Consider the following 20,333-nt stretch of genomic DNA (forward strand, 5'->3'; position numbering starts at 1 on the left):
ACTTTCTATCCCTCTGACGAACACTGCCGCCCATCAGTAGGGGGAAATGCACTGCTGGCGCGGGCCGTTATACGGCTGGAACGTGTTGTCGGAGGCGCGGTACGAACGGTAACGGTCATAGCACCACTGCACGTGCGAATTGCCTTCATAGACGCGGTTCCGGTTGTTGGCGATCGCGCCGGTTATCAGCGCGCCAGTGGCGAAAGCAGCAAGCGGGAACCAGAAATCGCCGTGACGGCGATAGCCTGGACGGTATTCACGGTAGCCGCGATGGCCGTTCCAGTAGGCTCCGCGGTTGTCGCGGTAGAAGTTGCGGTTGCCGCGAAACTCGCCGCGGAAGTTACGGCGCCGCTCCCACGGCCTGTACTGCACGGTCTGGACATCAGACGAGACCGACGCAGGCTGCGGCACATAGGCCGGTGCGGCTTCGACCGGCATGGCAGCCGCCACTGCGAACGAAGCTGACAGTGTGGTCGCCAGCAAACCCGACAGGACCTTGTTCATGATCTTCTCCTTGAAAGGTTGACGTCCCTTGTGGCGGAGGAAACGGGCACGCTCGCGAATTGTTCCTGGAAAAAAAGGCAAGTTGCTGATTTGTAATGTTTCTCCGGTTTGGCGTCGATGGCAGCAACAGAGTCTTTCGCCTGCCTGGCAAAGGTCCGGCATGTCCTTGCCGAAACGGCCGGCCGGGAGAGCCGGCACGGCGGGAACGCATGGCTTGGTGGCCCGTTTTTTCCGGTTGACCGGTCGAGGCACTCTCCCTATGTTCCGCGCAATTTCGAGGGCGCCGTTTCCAGCCCACGGGAGCGCGTAGCTCAGCCGGTAGAGCAACTGACTTTTAATCAGTAGGTCATGGGTTCGAATCCCATCGCGCTCACCACTCAGTCGCTCCGCAAATGCACATTCAGGACAGCGGCCTTTTTGGCGATCAGTCCTTCCAGGTCCGCGTCCGATCGGCTGGTGCCGGTGCGTTCGCGCAGCAGTGAGATCATCGCCCTCATCGATGGCGGGGCGGTTTTTTGCTGAACCAGGATCGCGTCCACCGCGCCGGCAACGTCGGGGCCTTCCGCTGGTGCTCTCATGGCCGGGTCCTTTCTGTCCAGCTCCGCCTCGCTACCGCCGACCGACCCTCTGACGCCGCGGTCGAAGACGACGGCCAATCCGTTCTTGACGGCGAGGGCGGCGACCATGTCGTCGAGCTCGTGATCCGAAAAGGAGGGATCGGAAGGCGTGGGTTTCAGGATTCTGTGAATGACCCTGGCGGCCTGGTCCGTCGAAACATAGCCGAAGCGCTGTTTTTTTCTGGCTTCGACATATTGTTCGATGATCATGTCCAGCCGCCGGGCCGCAATGTCCTTCGGTTGCTGCATCGGAACCTCCTCGGGGTGGTCGTCGCGCACAGGAGCAGCATCTAAAGAAATAGGGCCGCCCGGGAGAACATCAAACACGAGAGTGACGCATCTGCCGATGGCGGAGGAACGATACCGCCGCTGATGCATTTTCGCCTGTGACCAGCTCATTGAGGGAACGCAGGCCAATGAAGATCGCCCATGTCGCGCCGCTGTACGAATCCGTGCCGCCCAGGCTCTATGGAGGCACCGAGCGCATCATCTCCTATCTCACCGAAGCTCTGGTGGGGCTCGGCCACGATGTGACGTTGTTTGCCAGCGGCGATACGAGAACCTCCGCCCGGCTGGTTGCATGCCGGGAACGGGCGCTGCGCCTCGATCCCAGGCCGTTGAAGTCGGAGATCGCGGCGCATCTGTCGATGCTCGAGGAAGTCCGGAGACAGGCCGACGATTTCGACATTCTTCACTTCCATCTCAGCCACTTCGTGCATTTCCCGTTTTTCCGCCATATGCCGGAGCGAACGGTGACGACGCCGCATGGCAGGCTGGACTATGTGGATCTGGCACAGGCCTATGAGCGGTTCCCACGCTTTCCAATGATTTCCATTTCACGCAGCCAAAGGACAAGGCTCGCGTCCGCCAACTGGTTGGCGACCATCCATCATGGGCTGCCGCTCGATCTCTATAGGCCGGATTTCGAGGCCGGCTCCGACGGCACGTATCTGGCGTTCCTCGGCCGGATGTCGCGCGACAAGCGGCCGGACCGGGCGATCGAGATTGCCAGGCGCACGGGCCTCAGGCTCAAGCTCGCGGCCAAGGTGGGTGACGGCGACCGGGCCTATTTCGAGGAAGTCGTTCAGCCGCTGATCGATGGCGATCGCGTCGAATATGTCGGCGAGATCAGCGAGGACCAGAAGAGCAGGTTTCTCGGTAACGCCGCTGCCTTGCTGTTTCCCATCGACTGGCCCGAGCCTTTTGGTCTGGCGGTAATCGAGGCGATGGCCTGCGGAACCCCTGTCATGGCTTGGAGCTGCGGCGCCATGCCGGAGATCATCGATCACGGCGTGACCGGCTTCGTCGTCGAAACCATCGAGGATGCCGTCGCTACCATGCCGGCTCTGCTCCAGCTCGACAGGCGCCGGATAAGGGCCGTTTTCGAAGGACGGTTCTCAGCCGACCGTATGGCGCGCGACTATGTCGCGACCTATTCACAGGCAATCGACACTCAACAAATCCGGGCTTCCTAGTACAGCGCCCCGTTCAGAAACAAGCACGGGACAGTCTTCTTGACCATCACCCAACTTGACGAGCGCAAGCTCGATCCCGCAATAGCACTGGCCTCCCTGGACGAAACCGCGCCGAGGGAACCGCACCGGCTTTTCGCACTCAAACATGGCGACTGCTTCGCCGTCGCCGATTCCTATGGCGACATACGCGGTGTGGGCGACGGCTTCTTCCGCGACGACACGCGCGTGCTTTCCGAATTCCGCCTGGCGGTCGGCGGGCGTTCGACATCACTGCTGGGAGCATCGCTGAGCCAGGACAATGTCCTGTTCACCAGCAATCTGACAAATCTGCCGATCGAGAGCGCCGGCGGCCGGCCCATGCCGCAAGGAGCGATCCACATCGAGCGTGTCAGGCTGCTGTGGCAGGACCGGCTGTATGAGCGCCTGACCCTTTCCAACTACAGCCAGGAACACTCGACCATCCTGCTTTCGTTGCGCTTCGCCGCCGATTTCCGCGACATGTTCGAAGTTCGTGGCTCGACGCGCCCGAAACGCGGCACCGCCCATACGGCCGAGATAGGCGAGAATTCGGTGCTGCTTCGCTACGAGGGCCTGGACAAGGTGGTGCGGACCTCGACGATAACGTTTTCGCAGAAACCCGACGAGTTGACCTCCGACCGGGCGGATTTCTACATTGCCGTCACCAAGCGCAGCCGCAAGACGCTGTATGTGGAAGTCGGCAGCGAAATAGCGGATGTTCCCGACCGTGACCGGTTTCGCGCCGCAGCGGCGCGCGCGCGTTTCGGCATGCGCGCCAAGCGCCGCCATGGCGCGACGCTGCACAGTTCGGGCAGGGTGTTCAACGACTGGATGGAGCGCGCCCGTGCCGATGTGGCGCTGCTCACCACCGAACTCGCGACCGGTCCTTATCCCTATGCCGGCATTCCGTGGTTCTCGACCGCCTTCGGCAGGGATGGCGTCATCTCGGCGTTGCAAATGCTCTGGCTTAATCCCGGCCTGGCGCGCGGCGTGCTTGCCTTTCTTGCGCAGCATCAGGCAACCGAAACCTCGCCCTTCAGCGACTCCCAGCCCGGCAAGATCATGCATGAAACGCGCAAGGGCGAAATGACGGCGCTGAGCGAGTTGCCGTTCGGCCGCTACTATGGCGGCGTCGACACCACTCCGCTCTATATTCATCTCGCCTGCGCCTATGCGGACCGCACCGGAGACATGACCTTTATCGACGGTCTATGGCCGTCGCTATGTGCGGCCGCCGAATGGATCGAAGCGGCAAGCGGGCCGACCGGATTCGTCACCTACCGGCGCGCTGCGGAATCGGGTCTCGCCAACCAAGGATGGAAGGACAGCTTCGATTCCGTCTTTCATGCCGACGGTCGTATTCCGAAGGGACCGATCGCACTGGTCGAGGTGCAGGGCTACGTCTTCGCGGCGTTCCAGGGGCTGGCGAAACTGGCCCGGCGGCGCGGCGAAACCGAAAGGGCGGAGGGCTGGGAAAGGCGGGCCGAAGAGATCCGCCAGCGGGTTGAAAGCCATTTCTGGATCGAAGAGCTGGGTTACTATGCGCTGGCGCTCGATGGCGACGGCCAGCCATGCGAGGTGCGCACATCCAATGCCGGACATCTGCTCTATGTCGGACTTCCGGATCCTGATCGGGCGCGGATCGTCGCCGATCAGTTGCTGTCGGCTTCTTTCCACTCCGGCTGGGGACTGAGGACGCTCGCCGACGACGCGATATTTTTCAATCCCATGTCGTATCACAATGGCTCCATCTGGCCGCACGACACCGCGATCTGCGCGGCAGGCCTTGCGCGATACGGAATCCGCGACAATGTGGTGCGGCTGATGAGCGGGACGTTCGAATCCGCCGTCCATTTCAACATGCGCCTGCCCGAACTCTTCTGCGGTTTCACCCGCGCTCCGGGCGAGGCGCCGATCGCGTATCCGGTCGCTTGCCTGCCGCAGGCCTGGTCGGCGGGTTCCGCCTTCATGCTGATGCAGGCCTGTCTAGGCCTCCATATCGACGGCTGGGCCGGCGAAATCCATGTCACAAGGCCACGCCTGCCAATCGGCATCGATAGCCTAGTGATCCGCCATCTCGCGGTGGCGGGCACGGCAGTCGACCTGACGTTCCAGCGGGTAGGGGATCGTGTGGGCGCCTTCCTGGCCGACCGCCATGAGGGGTTGGCGCCTTTGATCGTGCGCAGCTAAAAACCGGAACCATCACCGGCGACGTGCGTTGCACAATCACCCCACGAGTGGCGCGATTTAGGCCGGAGCAATTCACATCAATGGCAGACAACGGTTTCGACTTTCTCCATTCCGCCTCCGCTCTATGGTTCGTCATTCTTGCCAGCCTCTGCGTTTCCCTCGTTGCCTTGGTGATTTCCGCGCTGCGATCCCGCCGGATCCCGCCGGAGTTGGCCAATGTCGAGCCGGCACCGGCTCGCGTCGTGTTGCGTGAATTCGAAAAAAATGGCCATTCCGCCGACGCGGCGCTCGTCAACTGGTCGCCCTCGACATTACGCGAAATCCTGGCGAAGGAACTGCCGGATGCGCAGGTGATCGTCGTTTCCAACCGCGAGCCTTACATTCACAATCTCAGGGACAACAATGTCGACCTGGTTGTGCCGGCCAGTGGACTTGTCTCGGCGCTGGAGCCGATCACCCGTGCCTGTGCGGGGACCTGGATAGCCTATGGCGGCGGCTCGGCGGATCATCTCGTCGTGGACCAGAACGACCGCATCGAGGTCCCACCTGAGAACCCATCCTATACGTTGCGCCGTGTCTGGCTGACCGAGGAGGAACAGCAAGGCTACTATCTGGGCTTTGCCAATGAAGGTCTCTGGCCCTTGTGCCACATAGCCTTTACACGGCCCGTCTTCCGCACGTCCGACTGGGAGACATACGAAGCCGTCAATCAGAAATTCGCCGATACCGTCGTTGCCGAAGCCCGGAACGAACGCCCGATCGTCCTCGTCCAGGACTATCATTTCGCGCTGCTGCCGCGAATGATCCGGGAACGCCTGCCCGATGCGATCGTCATCACCTTCTGGCACATTCCTTGGCCGAATTCGGAAGTCTTCAGCATCTGCCCCTGGCGGGAGAAGATCCTGGACGGCCTGCTGGGAAGCTCGATCATCGGCTTCCATACGCAGTTCCACTGCAACAACTTCATCGAGAGCGTCGACCGCTTCCTGGAAAGCAGGATCGAGCGCGAGGACTCGGCGATCTCCTATGGCGGCCAGACCAGCCTGGTCCACGCCTATCCGATCTCGATAGAGTGGCCGCCGGCTCAACTCGGGAAATTGCCCGCCATCGCGCAGTGCCGCGCGCGAATTCGCGAAAAATTCGGGCTGGCGGACAATGTCAGCCTCTGTGTCGGCGTCGAGCGCCTCGACTATACGAAAGGCATTCTCGACCGGTTTCACGCATTGGACGAATTGTTCAAGCAACACCCGGAGTGGATCGGCAAGGTGGCTTTCCTGCAGATCGCGGCGCCAAGCCGTGGAACCTTGCCGGCCTACCAGCAACTGCACGAGGAATGCCTGCGTTGCGCGGCGGAGCTCAACGAGCGTTATGGCCGGGACGGCTACACGCCTGTCTTGATGGTGGCTGAACACCATTCCCAGGAGCAGGTCTACGAAATCTACCGAGCCGCCGATGTCTGCATGGTGACCAGCCTGCACGACGGAATGAACCTGGTCGCCAAGGAATTTGTCGCCGCGCGCGACGACGAGCAAGGCGTGCTGATGCTCAGCATGTTTGCCGGCGCCTCCAAGGAGCTTCTCGAGGCGCTGATCGTCAATCCTTATGACGAGACGATGATGGCCGAGGCGTTGCTGCAGGCATTGACCATGGTGCCCGCCGAGCAGCGCCAGCGCATGCAACGCATGCGCGAGATCGTCCGCGACAACAATGTCTATCGCTGGGCGGGCAGCATGCTTCTCGATGCCGCCCGCTTGCGCAAGCGGGCCGCGATCGATCCCGCCGGGCCGGGCTCGGTTGCCGCGGCCAATGTGATATCGCTGCTTGATCGCAAACGGGTCGCGGCGCTGTGATGTCGGGATCGACAAGCCTGCCTGCACCGACCGTCCCGAAAGAGCCGTGGGCACTCTTCCTCGACATTGACGGCACGCTTCTCGAACATGCCGCGCATCCCGACGCGGTGGTCGTGGGCGAGGCGTTGCGGAGCATGCTGACAACGCTGGACGGGCGCTTGGCCGGCGCATTGGCCTTCATAACTGGCCGATCCGTTTCCGCCGTCGACCGGCTCTTCCAGCCGCTGCGCCTGCCGGCCGCCGGTCTATATGGCCTGGAACACCGGCTTGTGCGCGATGGGCCGGTCGAGGCCGCAGGCGAGCCCGCCGACATTGCCGCGCTTGCCGAGGAAATCGAGGCGGAACTGGACAATGTGGATGTCTATATCGAGCGCAAGGGCCCGATCCTCGCCATCCATACGCGCGCGGCGCCGCAGTTGCTGCAACGGGCGACGCAACTGGTCGAACAGGCGCTGGAGCGGCTTCCGCGGGGGTATCGGGTCCTAGCCGGCAATGCCGGGGTGGAATTGATGCCGCTCGAAGCGGCCAAGGGAGCGGCAATCAGGCGTTTCTGCGAGTTGCCGGCTTTCAGCGGGCGGGTTCCCGTATTCCTCGGAGACGACACGTCGGATGAGAACGGCTTCGAAGCCGTCAATGAAATGGACGGCATTTCGGTCCGCATCAAACCGCAAGGGAAAACCGCGGCGCGCCACGCGCTGGCCGATGTCGGCGAGACCCTTAACTGGCTCGAATCCCTATGCCACGACCAATCCGGCACGGGCCGGTTTGAGGAGGTGGTCCAGCCCACTGCCCGGCAGAGCTGAGGCCGCGCAGAGGCATCTTGCATGTTGAAGAACGGGTTCAGGGAGTTGATCAATGGTCCAGTTCACCAGCCTCATTCACGAGATCATGCCCGCGTGGCTCCGGCGGCGTTCGCACCGGCGCATGCAGGACACCGAGACAACTTTCGATCCATCGCGTCCTGAAGACGCCGATGCCGTCTGGCGAAAGGCCGTCGAGAGGGACCTGTTCGGCGCAAACACGCCCGACTACACCGAGGCCGAACAGAAGAAGCGCGACCGCCACTGACGGAGGCTGTCAGCCTTCCGCGAAAACCAGCGAGACATTGCCGCCGGCATGACGTTCGAGCCGGCCGGCAAGGTCGAGCTCCAGGAGCACCATGAACACCTGTGCCGGGTGCAGGCCGGTGTGGCGGATGATCTCGTCGATGGCCACCGGGGTCGGGCCGAGCGCTTCGATCACCTTGGCGCGGTCGTTTTCGCCGGGTGGCGGCGTGGCCGAGAAATCGGGGGGATCTTCAAAGGGCGGCAGTTCGGGGGCCCGCAAACCGGTCAGCGGCGCGATTGCTCTGTGAATGTCGGCTGCTTCGGTGACCAAGGTGGCGCCGTCCTTGAGCAAGCCATTGGTGCCGGCGGCGCGTGGATCAAGCGGCGAGCCGGGTACGGCAAACACCAGCCGGCCCATTTCGCCTGCAAGCCTGGCGCTGATCAGGGACCCGGAACGCTGCGCCGCCTCGACCACCACCAGACCGACTGCCGCACCCGCGACAAGGCGGTTGCGGCGCGGAAAATCCTGGGCGCGCGGCTGCCAGCCGAACGGCATCTCCGAAATGATGGCGCCGCCGCGCTCGACGATCTCATCGCATAAGCCCGCATTCTCAGGCGGGTAGGGCAGATCGAGACCTCCGGCCAGTACGCCGATCGTGCCGGTCGAGAGGCTGCCCTGATGCGCTGAAGTGTCGATGCCGCGCGCGAGGCCGGAGATGATGGCGTAACCGTCGCGGCCAAGGTCGGTCGCCAGCATGCGCGCCATCTTGATGCCGGCGAGCGAGGCGTTGCGGGCGCCGACGATAGCCACCGCGGGCAGCCGGAACACGGCGTCTTCGCCTTTCACCGCCAGCAGCGGCGGAGGATGGTCCATGTTTTTCAACAAAGCGGGATAGTCCGGCTCGCCGATACCGACAAAGCGGGCGCCTGACCGCCTTGCGGCCTCCAGTTCCACTTCGGCCTCGGCGATCGAGGGAATGCGGGCGATCCTGCTGGCGCCGCCCGAAATCATCAGTTCCGGCAGCATTTCCAGCGCGACCTCGGCCGAACCGAAGCGGTTGATCAGGTCGCGAAAGGAGGCGGGACCTACATTCTGGGTGCGGATCAGCCGCAGCCAGCTCAACCGCTGCCGGTCGCTGAGGCGCGGCCCGGCGACCGGCTTGCTCACTCCTTCGCCCCGATTTTGCCCTCGGTGCCGGCAAGCAGGCGTGAAATGTTGGCCCGGTGCTTGATGAAGACGATCAGGCTCATCACGACGAACAATGCGGCAATCTGCGGTGTGCTCAGGAAATAGAGGGCGATCGGCACGGCGACCGCGGCCGTCAGCGCTGCAAGGGAGGAGTAGCGGAACAGGAATGCCATGGCCAGCCAGACGACGGCGAAGATCAGCGCCACCTGCCAGGCAAGGCCGATCAGCACGCCGAGATAGGTGGCGACACCCTTGCCTCCCTTGAAGCCGAGCCAGATCGGGAAGAGATGGCCGAGGAAGGCGCCAAGGCCGGCCCAAGCGCCGAGTTCGGTCGCGAAATGGCCCGCGATCAGCACGGCGACCGTGCCCTTCAGTGCGTCGAGCAGCAGCGTGGCCGCGGCAAGGCCCTTATTGCCGGTGCGTAGCACATTTGTGGCGCCGATATTGCCGGAGCCGATCTGGCGCACGTCGCCAAGCCCTGCCGCACGGGTCAGTAGAAGCCCGAACGGAATCGAGCCCAAGAAATAGCCGAGCACCAGCGCCGGGATCAGGTTGTAAGTCATTGTTCCCCCCGCATTTCCCCCCTGACGGGCTGGATTCGGCGCGATGCGCCGCCGCCAACTCAGACCGAGAACACTGTGCGGCCCGCCACCAGCGTTTGCAAGACCTTGCCCTGCAGGCGCGCGCCTTCGAAACAGGTGTTTTTCGAGCGCGAGCGGATGCCGCTTTCGCTGACGATCCAGGGTTCATCCAGATCGACAAGCGCAAGGTCCGCGAGAGCGCCAGGCTTGAGCGTGCCGCCAGGCAGGCCGAACAGCCGTGCCGGCGCCGTGGACAAGGTCTCGATCAGCCGTGGCAGCGGCACGTCGCCATTGTGGTAGAGCCGCAAGGCCGCGCCCAGCAACGTTTCCAGCCCGATGGCGCCGGCTGCCGCGTCGGCGAAGGGCAGGCGCTTGGTGTCGACGTCCTGCGGATCGTGCGAGGAGACGATGATGTCGATCGTGCCGTCCCTGATCGCTTCGATCATCGCCAGGCGGTCTTCCTCGGCGCGCAGCGGCGGGGTCAGGCGGAAGAAGGTGCGGTATTCCCCGACATCGTTTTCATTGAGTGACAGATTGTGGATCGACACGCCCGATGTGACGGTCGCGCCGTCGGCCTTCGCGCGCGCCACCGACGCCGCCGCCATCGCCGTCGATATCTTTGCCGCGTGGTAGGAACCGCGCGTCAGGCGCGCCAGGGCAAGGTCGCGCTCCAGCGGGATGGTTTCGGCCTCACGCGGAATGCCGGAAAGTCCTAGCCAGCTGGCGTAGAGTCCCTCGTTCATCACGCCCGACGACGCGAGGTCGGCATCCTGGGTTTCGTGCACGATGGTTGCGCCGAAATCGCGGGCATAGGTCAGCGCCCGGCGCATCACCAACGCGCTTGATATGGTGTGGCGGCCGTCGGTGAAGGCCACGGCGCCGGCCTCGCGCAGCAGACCGAATTCGGTCATCTCGCGGCCGTCGAGGCCTTTGGTGATGGCTGCGGCCGGGAAAATATTGACGATGGCCGTGTCCTTGGCGGTGCGCAACACGAATTCGACCAAGGCCACATTGTCGATAACGGGATCGGTATCGGGCATCATGACGATCGAGGTGACGCCGCCGGCAGCCGCGGCGACACTTGCCGACGCGATCGTTTCGCGATGTTCGCCGCCCGGTTCGCCGATGAAGACGCGGCCGTCGATCAGGCCCGGAATGACCGCCTTGCCGGAGCAGTCGACGATGGTGGCCCCTGCGGGCGCCCCCTGGTTCAGCGCAGCCTTGCCGGCGGCGGCGATCTTCTTTCCATCGACGATAACCGTCCCGGTCTCGTCTACGCCGCGCGAGGGATCGATGATGCGGGCGCGCTCGAACACCGTGATGCTCATGCGCCGCGGCCCTCATGGTTGCGCCGCGCGTCGAGCAGCGCTTCCATAACTGCCATGCGCACGGCGACGCCCATCTCTACCTGTTCCTGGATGACGCTCTGCGGGCCGTCCGCGATCTCCGAGGCGATTTCGACGCCACGGTTCATCGGGCCCGGATGCATCACCAGCGCGTCGTCTTTCGCGGCTTTCAGCTTCTCGGCATCGAGGCCGAAATAGCGGAAATATTCGCGCACCGAAGGCACGAAGGCGCCTTCCATCCGCTCGCGCTGCAGGCGTAGCATCATCACCACGTCGGCATCCCTGAGGCCTTCTGCCATCGAGCGGCAGACGATCACACCCATCCTGTCGATGCCCGCGGGCAGCAGCGTCGAGGGTGCGACGACGCGCACCTGCGCGCCGAGCGCGTTGAGCAGCATGATGTTGGAGCGGGCGACGCGCGAATGCAGGATGTCGCCGCAGATCGCCACGATCAGTTTCGACAGCGGACCCTTGGCGCGACGGATGGTCAGCGCGTCAAGCAGCGCCTGTGTCGGGTGCTCATGTGCGCCGTCCCCCGCATTGACCACGGAGCAGCCGACCTTCTGCGCCAGAAGGGCGGCCGCACCCGCCGACTGGTGGCGGATGATCAATATGTCGGGCCGCATGGCGTTCAGCGTCATGGCCGTGTCGATGAGCGTCTCGCCCTTCTTCACCGAGGAACTCGCCACCGACATGTTCATGACGTCGGCGCCGAGACGTTTTCCGGCCAGCTCGAACGACGACTGCGTCCGCGTCGAAGCCTCGTAGAACAGATTGATCTGGGTGCGGCCGCGCAGCGTCGAGGTTTTCTTCTCTGATTGCCGCGAGATCGCGACCGCCCGGTCCGCCCTGTCGAGCAGAAGCTCGAGGTCGGCGGGGGAAAGATCGCGGATGCCCAGAAGATGGCGGTGGGGATAGAGTGGCAGGGACGAAGCGTCGGTCATCTCAAGGGGCTGCTATAGGGTGGACGTTCCATGGCTGCAAGCGCCAGCTTTGGATTGCGGCTGTTCTCCCCGGTATTTTCGTCGCGCGCCTTGGGCTATATCTAGCCGATGGCTCCGGATTCGTAGCCGCCTGGCAGTAAGGATGAAGCGTGACCGACGACGTGACGAACCAGCCGCCGCCGCTGACAGGCGGCAACGCCTGGCGGGGCGATCCGTTGCTGATCCAGCTTGCCGAGCGCTTTTCCGATCCGGTGCGCAAGGATCTCGACGGGCTCGGCCGCTTCGTGCTGACCCAGGAGGCCCAGGAACTGGCCCGCCTCGCCAATGTCGAAACGCCGAGGCTCAGGACGCATGATCGCCAGGGCCGGCGCATCGATCTGGTCGAGTTCCACCCCGCCTATCACGCCTTGATGCGCCGTTCCGTCGCCAACGGGCTGCACTCCTCGGTCTGGGAGAACGGCGATGCCGAGATCGGCCGCCGCCATCAGGTGCGCGCGGCCCGGTTCTACCTGACGGCCGAACTCGAGACCGGACATCTGTGTCCCATCACCATGACCAGCGCTTCGCTGGCGGCGCTGATGGCGAGCCCGAAACTGTTTCGCGAGTGGGCGCCGCGCGTGACGACGCGCAAATATGACCAGAGCCAAAAGCCGCCGGTCGAGAAGACCGGGCTGACGCTCGGCATGGGCATGACCGAGAAACAGGGCGGCACGGATGTGCGCGCCAATGTGACGAAGGCCGAGCGCGTAGGCAGCGGCTTCTATCGCCTGACCGGCCACAAATGGTTCATGTCGGCGCCGATGTCGGATGCCTTCCTCGTGCTGGCGCAGGCGCCCGAGGGATTGTCTTGCTTCCTCGTGCCGCGCGTCCTTGGCGACGGCTCGGGCAACGGCTTCCGTTTCCAGCGCCTGAAGGACAAGCTCGGTAACCGGTCGAATGCGTCTTCCGAGGTGGAGTTCGTCAACGCGATCGGCGAGATGGTCGGCGAGCCGGGCGCCGGCGTGAAGACGATCATGGACATGGTGACCTTGACCCGGCTCGACTGCGCCGTGGCGTCTTCGGCGATCATGCGGGCGGGTCTGGCCGAAGCCGTTCATCACGCCCGCCATCGCCAGGTGTTCGGCACCAATTTGATCGAGCAGCCGCTGATGCAGCGCGTGCTGGCCGACATGGCGCTCGACGTCGCCGCTGCCACGGCGCTGTCGTTCCGTCTGGCGCGTTCCTTCGACGAAGCGGCGAGCGATCGCGGCGAGGCGGCCTTTGCCCGCGCCATGACGCCGGTCGTCAAATATTGGGTCTGCAAGATCGCGCCGCCGCTGCTCTACGAGGCGATGGAATGCCTCGGCGGCAACGGCTATGTCGAGGAGGCGCCGCTCGCCCGCTACTATCGCGAAGCACCGGTCAACGCTATCTGGGAAGGGTCGGGCAATGTCATGGCACTGGATGTGCTGCGCGTGCTTGGCCGCGCGCCGGGCCTGTTCGAGGAGGTGCTTGCCGGCATCGATCGCGACCTGGGCGCGGGCGGACGCGGCACCATCGGTGTGCTGAAGGCAGCGATGCAGGTGGCCGCGACCGACGAAGGCTCGGCCCGCCTGCTGACGGAGCAACTGGCGCTGTCGGCGGCGGCGGCGGAATTGCGCCGGTTGGGGGCAGGGCGGATCGCCGATGCCTTCGTCGAGACGCGGCTGGCGGGCCAGTGGCGCAACACCTACGGCATGCTCGATTCGCGCCATGATGCGCGCATGATCATCGACACGCTCTATCCGCCAACCAACTGAGCAGCAGCCATGGGCCAAGCCTTGGTCGTCCCCCTGCGCCGTTAACCTTAACAAATGGTTTCCGTTGCGAGGGCTGCCGGCAAAGCCCACTGTCATTCCTGTCGAAGCAGGAATCACGATGCGACAGGTATTGACCTCTTTTCTCGCCTTGCACTGGACGATCGTTTTCGCCCTGCTGGCGATCATCTGCATCGATGGAAACCGCGGCGTGGCCGGGGCGCTTGGCGTGCTGGGCGTGACAATCGAGAGCGCCCGCTTCGTCGACCTCGAAAATGTCGTCGTGGTTGCGCCTCTGGCCACGGCCCTGCTTGTCGTGGCGGTGCTGTTCTTCTGGGCCTTTGTCGAGGCGCTGATCAACAATGCCAGCAATCCGGGCGCCGACAGCGTTGCCCGCGTCGCCTTCATCAGCGCTTCCGGCGTGCTTTCGCTCATCCTGGTCGGAGGCGCGGCGCAAGGCATCAACGGGCTATTCCTGGTCGTCGCCGTGCAATTGGCCGCACTTCTGGCCTCCTATGTCGCCATGCTTGCCGAGCGCCGCACCCTGGCCGCATCGGATGAGGTCGAAATCCACGCCACGGCGCACAGCATGGCCAGGGCCGCAGCCCACAATTCGCTGCTTTCGCTGATATCGGGCCGACCCGAGCCGACCCGGAAGGGAGGCCGCTGATGCGTTACATCTTCGCATTGTGGGCGGCTCCGATGGCGCTTTTCTGGGGCTGGTTCTACCTGTCGCTCAACGACATGAATTTCGGCTACGTCATGCTGAGCCGGCAGTTGCACGATTTCGTCTTCCAACTCTACGGCCAGATGCTCGGCATCGACCCGGCAATCATTCCCGGCATGGTGGGAAGAGCCTGTATATTCGACGGCCTGCTGCTGCTGGCGATCTGGGCGTTTCGCCGCCGCCGTGAAATCATCGGCTGGATCAAGAGGCGGGCGGCGGTTCAGGTGCCGTTCGAGCGGCTGCACCGAGCGAGCGAAGCCGGTCCAAAACTCCCTGCAGAATAAAGGCGGCGGCGGCCGAATCGATCTTGCCGGCGCGCTTGGCGCGCGAAAAATCCATCTCGATCAGCGTCCGTTCGGCGGCTACCGTCGACAGCCTCTCGTCCCACAGCAGGAAGGGAAGGTCGCTCAAGGCGGCCATGTTGCGTACGAAGGCGCGCGATTTCTGTGCGCGCGGACCCTCCGAGCCGTCCATGTTGACCGGCAGTCCAATCACCACCGCGCCTGCATTCTCCTTTTGCAGCAGATCCAGCAGCACGGCCGCGTCGAGCGAGAATTTCCGTCGCATGATGACAGGACGCGGATGCGCGAAGGAAAAGCCACGGTCCGAAACGGCGACGCCGATGGTCTTGTCGCCGAGATCGAGCCCGGCAAGCGTCCTGCCGCTGGCCAGCCGTGCCGGCAATTCCTCGATGGTAATGATAGCCAACGGTTTTCCTTTGACCCGACAGTGCCGTCGCGGCGTTTTCAATACGCGAGGACACCGTAACACTTTGCTCTTGAGCTGACGCCGTTCTATCCTCCGACGGAGCAAAAATCGAGGAACTCGCCGATGAAACTCACCTGGTACGGACAATCCGCCTTCAAGATCGAGGTGGCGGGCGCAAGCATCCTGATGGACCCGTTCCTGAGCGGCAATCCGCTTTGGAAGAAAAGTTGGGAAGGCCCGGCCGAAGGTGTCACCCACGTTCTTTTGACGCATGGTCACGGAGACCATGTCGGCGATGCGCTGGAGATCCTCAAGAAGACGGGAGCGATGCTGGTCGCCAATCCCGAGGTCTGCGGCTATCTCGGCGGCCAGGGCGTCGACCAGAACAATATCAACCAGGGCAACACCGGTGGTACGGTAGATTGCGGCCCGTTCACGACGACTTTTGTCCAGGCATTGCACTCCTCGTCCTATGGCGACGGCATCTATATGGGCAATCCTTGCGGGCTGGTCCTGCATTTCCACGACGACAAGACGCTCTATCACATGGGCGATACCGACATCTTCTCGGACATGGCGCTGGTCAACGAACTGCATGAGCCGAAGATCGGCCTGGTGCCGGTTGGCGACCGCTTTACCATGGGAGGCGCCGTCGCGGCTCTCGCCTGCCGCCGTTATTTCAAGTTCGATGTCGCCGTGCCATGCCACTATGCGACTTTCGGCCTGCTCGACCAGACGCCCGACAAATTCGTCGCCGGAATGGAGGGGTCGGGCGTGAATGTCGTCGTGCCTGGGATCGGCGAGGCGGTCACGCTATAACACGCTAGAAATTCTATAAATTGAAAACGGAATTAGACCATGGGTTTGAGGAACTCTCTTTGCGTTTCGATGCTGTTTGCGGCGTCGCCGGCGTTTGCCGCGGACGATTTCATCGAAGGGGTCTACCTCAAGTCCGAGGAGCTCTGCGCACAAGCCAGGAAAGACACCCTGCAGACGCTGATCGATGCCGGCAACATCGTGCTGTCGGCCCATGGCCTGCAGGGGGTCGAATACAATTGCGAGTTCTTGCAGATCAGTAAGGCGACACGCTCGCCAAGCTGGGCGGTGACGGCCATTTGCCAGGAGCCGGGCTACGTCTTTCCCGACGTGCTCTCGGTGACGCAGATGAGCCCGACGCAGATCGATCTCGTCTCCGTCCGGCCCATCGAAGACGAGAGCGAGGCGAGCGGCAACAGCGGCAGCTACTATCTGTGCGAGGGCATGGCCCTGCCGTGAGGTCATTTGCCCGATTGTGGGCATGCACATGTTGCGCGCCGCGCGCGGCGCCGCTATAGGCCGGGGCTGGTTTTCCCGAGGCACAAACATGTCCGTTGACGTCAAGACAGTGAAGCGCGTCGCGCGTCTCGCCCGCATTGCGGTGAGCGAGGAAGATGCCGAACGCATGACCGGCGAGCTGAACGCCATACTGGGCTTCGTCGAACAGCTGAACGAGGTCGATGTTTCCGGTGTCGAGCCGATGACTTCGGTTACTCCGATGGAGATGAAGAAGCGCCAGGATGTCGTCACCGACGGCAACAAGGCGGCCGACATCGTCGCCAACGCGCCAGCCACCGAAGAGAACTTCTTCCTCGTGCCGAAGGTCGTGGAGTAACAGGCCGATGGCCATCGAAATCGCCATCGAGACGCCGCTGCAGGACGATGCGCGCGGCCTGGTCGCGGAACTCAACGAGACGCTGCTCGAACTGACGCCGCCGGAACACTGCTATCATCTGACCGTCGAGCAGATGGCCGGCCGGGACACCACGGTCTTCGTCGCCCGCGACGACGGTCTTGCCGTCGGTTGCGGGGCGCTGAAGCGCCATGATGGTGCCATAGGCGAGGTCAAGCGCATGTACACGCGGCCCACTCATCGCGGCCAGAAAATCGGCGCCAGGATCGTGGAGCGTGTCGAAGCGCTGGCGCGCGAGGAAGGATTGAAGCGTCTGGTGCTGGAAACGGGCGATCGCCATCCTGCCGCCTGGACTGTCTATGAACGTGCCGGCTTCTCGCGTTGCGGCCCGGTGCTGGATTATCCCGATTCCGAGTGGTCGGTATTTTACGAAAAGAGCCTTGCCTGATGAGCGACCTGACCCGACTGACGATTTCGCAGGCTCGCGCCAAGCTGCGCGCCAAGGAAATCACCGCGACCGAGATCGCCGACGCCTATCTCGCGGCGATCGAGCGCGCCAATCCGGCGCTCAACGCCTATGTCGTGGTAACGGGTGACAAGGCGCGCGACATGGCCAAGGCCTCCGACGCCAGGCTGGTCAAGGGCGAGGGCGGTGCGCTGGAAGGCATTCCGCTCGGCATCAAGGACCTGTTCGGCACCGAGGGCGTGCACACCCAGGCCTGCAGCCATGTGCTCGACGGCTTCAAGCCGCATTACGAATCGACCGTCACCTCCAATTTGTGGGCCGACGGGGCGGTCATGCTGGGCAAGCTCAACATGGACGAGTTCGCCATGGGCTCGTCCAACGAGACGTCTTACTACGGGCCGGTGGTCAATCCGTGGCGGCGTTCGCGCGTCGATACGATGGTGATGCCGACCACGCATCAGGGCGATGGCGGCTTCGTTTCGGCCGGCGGCACCAGGACCGCGCGCACCCTGGACAATGCGCATCTGGTGCCGGGTGGCTCGTCGGGCGGCTCGGCCTCCGCCGTCTCGGCTTTCCTGTGCGCGGGCGCTACGGCCACCGACACTGGCGGCTCGATCCGCCAGCCGGCCGCCTTCACCGGCACAGTCGGCATCAAGCCGACCTATGGCCGCTGCTCGCGCTGGGGTATCGTTGCGTTCGCCTCGTCGCTCGATCAGGCCGGGCCGATCGCGCGCGACGTGCGCGATGCCGCGATCCTGCTCAAATCGATGGCCTCCGTCGATCCGAAGGACACGACCTCGGTCGACCGGCCGGTGCCGGACTACGAGGCGGCGATCGGCAAGCCGATCAAGGGCATGAAGGTCGGCATTCCCCGGGAATACCGCGTCGACGGCATGCCGGAGGAGATCGAAGCGCTGTGGCAGAAGGGCATTGCCTGGCTCAGGGAGGCCGGCGCCGAGATCGTCGACATCTCCCTGCCGCACACCAAATACGCGCTGCCGGCCTATTACATCGTGGCACCCGCCGAAGCCTCGTCCAACCTGGCGCGCTATGACGGCGTCCGCTACGGCCTGCGTGTGCCCGGCAAGGACATCGTCGAGATGTATGAAAAGACCCGCGCCGCCGGTTTTGGCCGCGAGGTCAAGCGCCGCATCATGATCGGCACCTATGTGCTGTCGGCCGGCTATTACGACGCCTATTATCTGCAGGCGCAGAAGGTGCGCAATCTGATCAAGCGCGACTTCGAGAACGTCTTTGCCGCCGGCGTCGACGTCATCCTGACACCCGCGACGCCATCCGCCGCCTTCGGCATCGCCGACGAGGACATGGCTTCCGATCCGGTGAAGATGTACCTGAACGACATTTTCACCGTCACCGTGAACATGGCGGGCCTGCCGGGCATCGCCGTGCCCGCCGGCCTCGACCCCAAGGGATTGCCGCTTGGCCTGCAACTGATCGGCAGGCCGTTCGAGGAAGAGACGCTGTTCCAGACCGCCGCCGTCATCGAACAGGCGGCCGGCACGTTCCAGCCGGAGAAGTGGTGGTAGGATCGTTTCTCATCTGAGGGGTGAGGGATGTTCTTTTATCTTTCGAAAATCTTCTGGTTCTTTATCCAGCCGCTCAACCTGACGATCTTCCTGCTGCTGGCGGGGCTGGTCGCGGCATTCTTCGGCCGCCGACGGCTGGCAGCCGTCGGCGGCGGGCTGGCGTTTCTGATTCTGGCGCTTTCGGCCTGGACGTCGCTCGGCGCCATGATGCTCGACCCGCTGGAGGAACGCTTTCCACGCCCGCCGCTGCCGCAAAAGGTCGATGGCATCGTCGTGCTCGGCGGCGGCTTCGAAGGCGCGATCAACCTGGCGCGCGGCGGTTATGAATTGAACAGTGGCGGCGACCGGATGGTGGAGACCGCCGTATTGGCGCGGCGCTTTCCCGATGCCAAGGTGGTCGTCTCGGGCGGCAATGGCGAATTGTTCCTCGACGCCGAGGGCGATGCCGCTACCGCGCCGCGCCTGCTCGGCGCGCTTGGCGTGGCGCCGGAACGCCTCATCCTCGAGGGCAAATCGCGCAACACCTACGAGAATGCCGTCTTCACCAAGGCTTTGATAGCGCCGAAGCCGGGCGAAACCTGGCTGCTGGTCACCTCGGCCTACCATATGCCACGCGCCAAGGCGCTGTTCGACAAGGCCGGCTTCGCCACGGTTCCGTGGCCGGTCGACTATCGGACGTCGGGGCGTGAAGGCATCGGCCTGTTCCGCGACAATCCAGCCGATTCGCTGCAGGCCACGACCATGGCGATGCGCGAATGGATCGGGCTGTTCGCCTATTGGCTGTCCGGCCGCATCGATCAGCCTTTTCCCGCACCCGGCGGCTGACCGATCACGGCGCGGCGCGCCGCCGAGAAGAACTGGCGTCGCACCAGAACGGCCAGGAGCAGAAGCGTCGACAGCACGAACACCACCGGATCGACGAACCAGCCGAGATAGCCGATCGAAAAGAACACGCCGCGCAGGCCGGAGTTGAAATGCTTGCCCGCAAGCATGTTCATCTGCGCCGCCCTCCACACCGCCGTCTCGGTGACCGGATTGCGCGAGGCCTCGCCATGCGGGATCGGCACGGCGCCGATCAGGATCGAGCAATAGTTGAACAGCCGGTAGGCCCAGCCGAACTTGAAGAACGAAAACGCCAGGATCAGCACCAGTCCCAGCACCTTGATCTGAAAAGCCGGGCGCGACGGGGCGCCGCCCAGAGGCAGTGTGCTCAACACCTCGAGGACGCGGTCCGAGGCACCGAGCAAGGCAAAGCAGCCGCCAAGCGCGATCAGGGAGCTGGAGGCGAAGAAGGCGGTGCCTTGCTGCAGGCCGCCCATGATGGCTGTGTCGACGATGCGGATCTCACGCTCGGCCATCCTGCGCATCCAGGCTTGCCGCTGCGCATTCATCGCCGTTGTCAGCGACATGCGACTGACCAGCACGCCGTCCGAGGCGAGCGTATGCAGAACCCACGCAATGAGGAAGAACGCCAACGCCGCGAGATCGGCTGTCGAAAGATCGAGGGAATCGCCCATTGGCGGAACCTATCACATCCAGTGCGATTGCTTCGATCGTCCGCCGGCATCGACGGACATGTCGCTGCCGGAGCAAACAAGGTCGGCAGGCGCTGCGCCGCGCCGTTCAAAACAGCGGAAACATCGCAGGAGTTCCTATATGTAGTCCCAGAGCGGCTTCGGGA

General features: G+C 63.7%; 22 protein-coding genes and 1 tRNA gene. 15 read left to right on the forward strand and 8 right to left on the reverse strand.

All coding sequences use genetic code 11. The features are described from left to right. Positions 1–33: 33 nt before the first annotated feature. On the reverse strand, positions 34–504 hold the full coding sequence (locus FJ964_RS00645) for a BA14K family protein (RefSeq protein WP_140669967.1): 471 nt from the start codon (positions 502–504) through the stop codon (positions 34–36). A 300-nt stretch (positions 505–804) separates the two neighbouring features. On the opposite strand from FJ964_RS00645, the gene FJ964_RS00650 reads away from it, so the two are divergent. Next, positions 805–880: transfer RNA gene (locus tag FJ964_RS00650), tRNA-Lys, on the forward strand. A gap of 1 nt (position 881) precedes the next feature. On the opposite strand, the gene FJ964_RS00655 is transcribed toward FJ964_RS00650, so the two are convergent. Continuing rightward, positions 882–1,448, reverse strand: a complete 567-nt coding sequence (locus tag FJ964_RS00655; RefSeq protein ID WP_246676162.1) for a hypothetical protein — start codon at positions 1,446–1,448, stop codon at positions 882–884. Between the two features lie 89 nt (positions 1,449–1,537). Between FJ964_RS00655 and FJ964_RS00660 the strand changes: the two genes are divergently transcribed. From FJ964_RS00660 to FJ964_RS00680, 5 genes are all read left to right on the forward strand, one after another. Then, positions 1,538–2,596 carry a glycosyltransferase family 4 protein gene (locus tag FJ964_RS00660; protein ID WP_140548291.1) on the forward strand — a complete coding sequence of 353 codons (1,059 nt, stop codon included), beginning with the start codon at positions 1,538–1,540 and terminating at the stop codon, positions 2,594–2,596. Between the two features lie 45 nt (positions 2,597–2,641). Next, on the forward strand, positions 2,642–4,804 hold the full coding sequence (locus FJ964_RS00665; RefSeq protein ID WP_140549358.1) for an amylo-alpha-1,6-glucosidase: 2,163 nt from the start codon (positions 2,642–2,644) through the stop codon (positions 4,802–4,804). A gap of 80 nt (positions 4,805–4,884) precedes the next feature. Next, positions 4,885–6,654, forward strand: coding sequence for a trehalose-6-phosphate synthase (locus tag FJ964_RS00670; protein WP_140548293.1), 1,770 nt, complete (start codon positions 4,885–4,887; stop codon positions 6,652–6,654). After that, the gene (otsB, locus tag FJ964_RS00675; RefSeq protein WP_140548295.1) at positions 6,654–7,457 is read left to right on the forward strand and encodes a trehalose-phosphatase; all 804 of its coding nucleotides are present in this window, start codon (positions 6,654–6,656) and stop codon (positions 7,455–7,457) included. The genes FJ964_RS00670 and otsB overlap by 1 nt, the downstream gene beginning before the upstream one ends. A 52-nt stretch (positions 7,458–7,509) precedes the next feature. Further along, entirely contained in the window at positions 7,510–7,722 is a 213-nt protein-coding gene (locus tag FJ964_RS00680) for a hypothetical protein (RefSeq protein WP_140548297.1), read from the forward strand. 9 nt (positions 7,723–7,731) lie between these two features. On the opposite strand, the gene dprA is transcribed toward FJ964_RS00680, so the two are convergent. From dprA to FJ964_RS00700, 4 genes are read right to left on the reverse strand one after another with little or no spacing between them, the layout of a single operon-like run. Beyond that, positions 7,732–8,868 (reverse strand): DNA-processing protein DprA, encoded by a 1,137-nt coding sequence (gene dprA / locus FJ964_RS00685; RefSeq protein WP_140548299.1) that lies wholly within the window; start codon positions 8,866–8,868, stop codon positions 7,732–7,734. Then, positions 8,865–9,452, reverse strand: a complete 588-nt coding sequence (gene plsY, locus FJ964_RS00690) for a glycerol-3-phosphate 1-O-acyltransferase PlsY (RefSeq protein ID WP_140548301.1) — start codon at positions 9,450–9,452, stop codon at positions 8,865–8,867. Before plsY ends, dprA begins: the two co-directional genes overlap by 4 nt. Positions 9,453–9,511: 59 nt before the next feature. Continuing rightward, positions 9,512–10,798 carry a dihydroorotase gene (locus FJ964_RS00695; protein WP_140548303.1) on the reverse strand — a complete coding sequence of 429 codons (1,287 nt, stop codon included), beginning with the start codon at positions 10,796–10,798 and terminating at the stop codon, positions 9,512–9,514. Beyond that, positions 10,795–11,760: an aspartate carbamoyltransferase catalytic subunit gene (locus FJ964_RS00700; RefSeq protein ID WP_140548305.1), complete on the reverse strand. Its 966-nt coding sequence runs from the start codon at positions 11,758–11,760 to the stop codon at positions 10,795–10,797. The genes FJ964_RS00695 and FJ964_RS00700 overlap by 4 nt, the downstream gene beginning before the upstream one ends. Positions 11,761–11,909: 149 nt before the next feature. On the opposite strand from FJ964_RS00700, the gene FJ964_RS00705 reads away from it, so the two are divergent. From FJ964_RS00705 to FJ964_RS00715, 3 genes are all read left to right on the forward strand, one after another. After that, entirely contained in the window at positions 11,910–13,538 is a 1,629-nt protein-coding gene (locus FJ964_RS00705; protein WP_140548307.1) for a DNA alkylation response protein, read from the forward strand. A gap of 118 nt (positions 13,539–13,656) precedes the next feature. Further along, on the forward strand, positions 13,657–14,205 hold the full coding sequence (locus tag FJ964_RS00710; protein WP_140548309.1) for a hypothetical protein: 549 nt from the start codon (positions 13,657–13,659) through the stop codon (positions 14,203–14,205). Then, positions 14,205–14,546, forward strand: coding sequence for a DUF6105 family protein (locus tag FJ964_RS00715; RefSeq protein WP_140548311.1), 342 nt, complete (start codon positions 14,205–14,207; stop codon positions 14,544–14,546). The genes FJ964_RS00710 and FJ964_RS00715 overlap by 1 nt, the downstream gene beginning before the upstream one ends. Here FJ964_RS00715 and ruvX read toward each other — a convergent pair. Continuing rightward, on the reverse strand, positions 14,464–14,970 hold the full coding sequence (ruvX, locus tag FJ964_RS00720) for a Holliday junction resolvase RuvX (protein WP_140548313.1): 507 nt from the start codon (positions 14,968–14,970) through the stop codon (positions 14,464–14,466). The two genes, FJ964_RS00715 and ruvX, sit on opposite strands and share 83 nt — an antisense overlap. A 123-nt stretch (positions 14,971–15,093) precedes the next feature. Between ruvX and FJ964_RS00725 the strand changes: the two genes are divergently transcribed. From FJ964_RS00725 to FJ964_RS00750, 6 genes are all read left to right on the forward strand, one after another. Then, complete coding sequence (locus FJ964_RS00725) at positions 15,094–15,789, forward strand: metal-dependent hydrolase (RefSeq protein WP_140548315.1); 696 nt, start codon at positions 15,094–15,096, stop codon at positions 15,787–15,789. Positions 15,790–15,828: 39 nt separating this feature from the next. Then, a complete protein-coding gene (locus tag FJ964_RS00730; RefSeq protein WP_140548317.1) occupies positions 15,829–16,245 on the forward strand; it encodes a hypothetical protein in 417 nt (138 codons plus the stop codon). Positions 16,246–16,333: 88 nt separating this feature from the next. Then, on the forward strand, positions 16,334–16,621 hold the full coding sequence (gene gatC / locus FJ964_RS00735; RefSeq protein ID WP_027044576.1) for an Asp-tRNA(Asn)/Glu-tRNA(Gln) amidotransferase subunit GatC: 288 nt from the start codon (positions 16,334–16,336) through the stop codon (positions 16,619–16,621). Positions 16,622–16,628: 7 nt separating this feature from the next. Then, the gene (locus tag FJ964_RS00740; RefSeq protein ID WP_140548319.1) at positions 16,629–17,087 is read left to right on the forward strand and encodes a GNAT family N-acetyltransferase; all 459 of its coding nucleotides are present in this window, start codon (positions 16,629–16,631) and stop codon (positions 17,085–17,087) included. Next, positions 17,087–18,652, forward strand: coding sequence for an amidase family protein (locus FJ964_RS00745; protein ID WP_140548321.1), 1,566 nt, complete (start codon positions 17,087–17,089; stop codon positions 18,650–18,652). Before FJ964_RS00740 ends, FJ964_RS00745 begins: the two co-directional genes overlap by 1 nt. A gap of 27 nt (positions 18,653–18,679) precedes the next feature. Continuing rightward, positions 18,680–19,477: a YdcF family protein gene (locus tag FJ964_RS00750; RefSeq protein WP_140548323.1), complete on the forward strand. Its 798-nt coding sequence runs from the start codon at positions 18,680–18,682 to the stop codon at positions 19,475–19,477. Here the strand turns inward: FJ964_RS00750 and FJ964_RS00755 are convergent. Next, positions 19,450–20,169, reverse strand: a complete 720-nt coding sequence (locus tag FJ964_RS00755) for a DUF599 domain-containing protein (RefSeq protein ID WP_140548325.1) — start codon at positions 20,167–20,169, stop codon at positions 19,450–19,452. The two genes, FJ964_RS00750 and FJ964_RS00755, sit on opposite strands and share 28 nt — an antisense overlap. Positions 20,170–20,333: the final 164 nt, after the last annotated feature.

The sequence above is a fragment of the Mesorhizobium sp. B2-3-2 genome, from assembly GCF_006442295.1.
Lineage (GTDB): Bacteria > Pseudomonadota > Alphaproteobacteria > Rhizobiales > Rhizobiaceae > Mesorhizobium.